Below are 4,473 nucleotides of genomic sequence, written 5' to 3'. Positions count from 1 at the left end.
CGCCGTCGCTCTCCGGGTCGGGGAAGATGCGATGCGTAAGCACCCGGGCGCCGTCTTCGAGCGTGGACATAGGAACCTGTTTTAATAATTTATGGTCGGCTTTACCGATCCGTGCAAAGGTCTCTGAACGGGTTCCCCGGTGAACGGAGGACCGAGCCTCACATGAGCAGAAACGGTCTGCACGCATTTCTTCACGGACCGGTAGAGCGCCTGAACTGAAAACAGCTTCCAGGGGCAGGCTGGTTGGCGAACGCGACCGCGGCCGAAACAGAGCCGGCAGCGCCGGGCGACGCCCCGCGCGACAGGGAGCCGGAAAGCAGAAGCCTCCTGCTCCGTGTACGGCGCCCGGTCGGCACCGATGCAACGGGCATGCTGGCCCCGATCCGGGCACTCGGTGTCGGCCTCGAGCGGGGAGGAGGCGCCCCTCCGTCGCGGCCGCATTCGAGGCGTAAAGGGCCCGAAAAGATAGGAGCCATCGCCCTGTAGAACAAGCTGAACCCGGGGTCTCTGTTCAGTCTCGATTGACAGTTCCCCGGACGTTTATACCTTGAAAGCCCTCGTTCCCATCCGGTCTCGGGGACAAGTCGAGATGCGGGGGAGATCGAGACGTAGGGGAGAAGGCCCTCGACCGTCCGCACACGGCGGCGCACCCCACGCACGCCGAGCTCTCACCACCACAGCGACGCCCGATGCCCGACTTCAACGTGGGTCTGATCGACATCCTCGTCCTGGGGGGCTACCTGGTGCTCGCCCGCCTCATTCCGCTCTGGCTGACGGGGGCACAGGAGGACGCCGACGACTTTTTCCTCGGCGGCCGCAACTTCGTGTGGCCCCTGATTGGCTTTTCGCTCTTCGCCACCAACATGTCCGGGTCCTCCTTCGTCGGGCTGGCCGGGGCGGGCTACAACCAGGGCGTCTCCGTCTACAACTACGAGTGGAGCGCGGCCGTCATCCTGATCTTCTTCATCTTCTTCATCCTGCCCTTCTACCTGCGGTCGGGCGTGTACACGATGCCGGAGTTTCTGGAGAAGCGGTTTGACTACCGATCCCGGCGGGTCTTCTCCGGCATCAACCTCTTCTTCAACATGTTCATCGACGCGGCCGGGGCGCTCTACGCGGGGGCGCTCGTCTTCGTGCTGCTCTTCGAGGTGCCGCTGTGGGCCGCCGTGGCCGGGCTCGCCGGCCTGGCGGCCATCATCTCCATCTTCGGGGGGCTCGAGGCCGTCGTCATCTCGGACACGATGCAGGCCGTCATGCTCATCCTCGGTGGGTCGATCGTGGCCGTCGCCGCGTACGGCCAGCTCCCGTCCTGGCAGGCCGTCATCGACACGGCCGGGGCGGAATCGCTGAGCGTGTTCAAGCCCGCCGACGACCCGAACATGCCGTGGCCCGGCCTTTTCACCGGCGTCCTCGTGGTGGGCACCTACTTCTGGACGACCAACCAGCTGATCGTGCAGCGCACCCTCGGGGCCCGCACGATGAACCACGGGCGCTGGGGCTCCATCTTCGCCGGGTTCCTGAAGCTCCCGGTCCTCTTTTTCATGATTCTGCCCGGGACGATGGCGCTGGTCCTGTATCCGGACCTGTCGAACCCCGACATGGTGTTTCCCGTCCTCGTGTTCGACCTGCTGCCCGTGGGGCTGAGCGGGCTCGTCCTCGCGGCCCTCGTGGCGGCGATCACCTCCTCGATCGACTCGATCCTCAACTCCGCCTCCACGCTCGTGACGATGGACTTCGTGGAGCCGCTTTATCCGGACCTCAGTGACCGAGGCATCGTCCTCACCGGGCAGGTGGCCACGGGCGTGGCCCTGCTCGTCGCCATCCTCTGGGCGCCGCAGATCCGGCAGTTCCAGTCGCTCTGGGACTACCTGCAGTCGTGCCTCTCCTACACGACGCCGCCGATCGTGGCGACGTTCGTCGGCGGCATCTTCTGGGCGCGGGCCAACCGGCACGGTGCCTTCGCGACGCTGCTGCTGGGCGTGGGGCTCGGCGCGGTCTTCTTCGTGATGAACGAAATCCTCGGCGTGTTCGCCATCCAGTTCCTCTACGCAGCCGGCATCTCACTGGTGATGAGCGTACTCGTCCTCGTGGGCGTAAGCCTGGCGACGGCGCCGCCGCCGGCCGAGAAGACCGACGAGCTGACCTGGGACGTCCGCTACTGGCACGCCGAGACCGAGGAGCTGAAGACCCTGGCCTGGTGGCAGAACTACCGCTACCACTCCGTCCTGCTGGTGCTCTGCACCGCCGTCATCTTGTACTTCTTCGCGTAAGCCGTCGCCATGTCCCGTCCACCCATTGAGATCCCGCCGGGGGCCTGGCCGCCCGACGACCCTGCCGCGTGGCTCCGGAAGCGGGTCGGGGCGCGCCACGAGGCGGCCCTCAACGACCACCCCGCCCTCGCCGACCGGCTGGACGCTCACCTGGCGACGGCGTGGACGGCCTTCTCGGCCGTGTACGGCGCCGACGCGGCCGCCGCCGAGGCCTTCGTGCGGGCGGTCGACGCGGCCGTCGACGCGGCCCGGGCGCGGCCCGAGCCCCTCCGCGCACTCGACCGACGCCGCGGCCCGACGGCCGACTGGTTTCAGGGCCCCGAGCAGGTCGGCTACACCTGCTACGTCGACCGGTTCGCCGGCACGCTCGGCGGTGTTCGCGACAAGATTCCGTACCTCAAGGAGCTAGGGGTGACCTACCTTCACCTCATGCCCCTCCTCAAGACCCGCGAGGGGCGCGACGACGGGGGCTACGCCGTACAGGACTACCGGGCCGTCGACCCCGCCCTCGGGACGATGGACGACCTCCGCGCACTGGCCGACGCCCTCCACGAGGAGGGCCTCCTCCTGGCCCTCGACTTCGTGATGAACCACACGGCGGCCGAGCACGCCTGGGCCCGGGCCGCCCGCAACGGCGAGACGCGCTACCGGGACTTCTACCTGACGTATCCGGACCGGTCGCGCCCCGACCGCTTCGAGGAGACGGTGCCCGAGGTCTTCCCGGACTTTGCGCCTGGCAACTTCACGTACGACGAGGCCCTGGGCCGCTGGGTGTGGACCAGCTTCAACGCCTTTCAGTGGGACCTCGACTACGGCAACCCGGCCGTCTTCGTCCAGATGTTTCGGGAGATGATGGTGCAGGCCAACGTGGGGGGCGACGTGCTCCGGCTCGACGCCGTCCCGTTCCTCTGGAAGGAGATGGGCACCGACTGCCGCAACCGGCCCGAGTGCCACTGGATCCTGCGGGCCTACCGGGCCCTCATGGACGTGGCGGCGCCGGGCACGCTGTTCAAGGCCGAGGCCATTACCACGCCCGGCGAGATCATCCGGTACCTGGGCACAGGGGGCTTCGAGGGAATGGAGTGCGACGTGGCCTACAACGCGACGCTCATGAGCCACCTCTGGCACGCCCTCGCCAGCGAAAACACCCAGCTGCTGCGGACGGCCCTCACGAATCTGCCGGCGGCGCCCGCCTCGGCGACGTGGCTCAACTACATCCGCAGCCACGACGACATCGGGTGGGGCCTCGACGACGCCGACGTGCGGGCCGTGGGGCAGGACCCGGTCGACACACGCCGCTTCTGCGCCGACTACTACGCCGGGCGGCGGCCCGACAGCGACGCCGAGGGCTACCACTTTCAGGTCGACGCGGCCACCGGCGAGGCCCGCACGTCCGGCACCACCGCGGCGCTTACCGGGCTGCAGCGGGCCCGGGTCGAGGGCAACGACGCGGACGTGGACCGGGCCCTGCGGCGCACACTGCTTCTCCACGGGGTGATCTTCGCCAGCCGGGGCATGCCCCTCCTCTACAGCGGCGACGAGATCGGCCAGCTCAACGACTACTCGTACCTGGCCGACGAGGAAAAGGCCCACGACAACCGCTGGGTGCACCGCCCGCCGATGGACTGGGACCGGGCCGCGCTCCGGCACGAGCCCGGGCGCGTCGAGCATCGACTGTTCGGCGGCCTCAAGCGACTGGCCGACACGCGCCGGGCGGTCGACGCGCTCCACAGCGGGGGCGAGGAGCGCATCCTGTCGGCCGGCCCCGACCGAACGTTCCTCTTCGAACGGGCGCACGAGGACGACCGGCTCCTGGTCGCCGCCAACTTCGCCCCCGTCGGGCAGGCCGTACCGCTCGAGGAGTTGGCGCCGCGGTGGGCGGGGCCGGCCTTCGTCGACGTCCTGTACGACCGGGCGGCCCGCTTCCCGTCGGGCCGGCTGCTGCTGCCGCCGTACGGCATCCTGTGGCTTCGCCCCCCCGACGAGGCCGATTCGGGATCGGCGGCGCCGGGACCCCCGACGGCTACGTCCATCGAGCTGGAGGTCCGGACCGAGTGGGGCGAGCAGGTGTACCTCTGCGGCCCGTCGGACGTCCTCGGGGGTGGGGCGCCGGCCCGTGCGTGGGGGCCGCTGTCGGCCGATGACTACCCGGTCTGGCGCGCCGAGATCGAGGTGCCCGCGGGCACGTACGTCGAGTTTCGCC

2 protein-coding genes are annotated in these 4,473 nt (G+C 69.1%); both read left to right on the top strand.

Translation table 11 applies throughout. From position 1 onward, the window contains the following. The first annotated feature begins 689 nt into the window (after positions 1-689). Positions 690-2,270 (top strand): sodium:solute symporter, encoded by a 1,581-nt coding sequence (locus V5A20_RS13290; protein WP_332316966.1) that lies wholly within the window; start codon positions 690-692, stop codon positions 2,268-2,270. Between the two features lie 9 nt (positions 2,271-2,279). Then, positions 2,280-4,473: alpha-amylase family glycosyl hydrolase (locus tag V5A20_RS13285; RefSeq protein ID WP_332327554.1), on the top strand; the 2,194-nt coding region annotated here is incomplete at its 3' end.

The sequence above is a fragment of the Salinibacter sp. genome (assembly GCF_036626415.1).
Lineage (GTDB): Bacteria > Bacteroidota > Rhodothermia > Rhodothermales > Salinibacteraceae > Salinibacter.
This window is presented reverse-complemented; position numbering and strand designations above follow the sequence as displayed.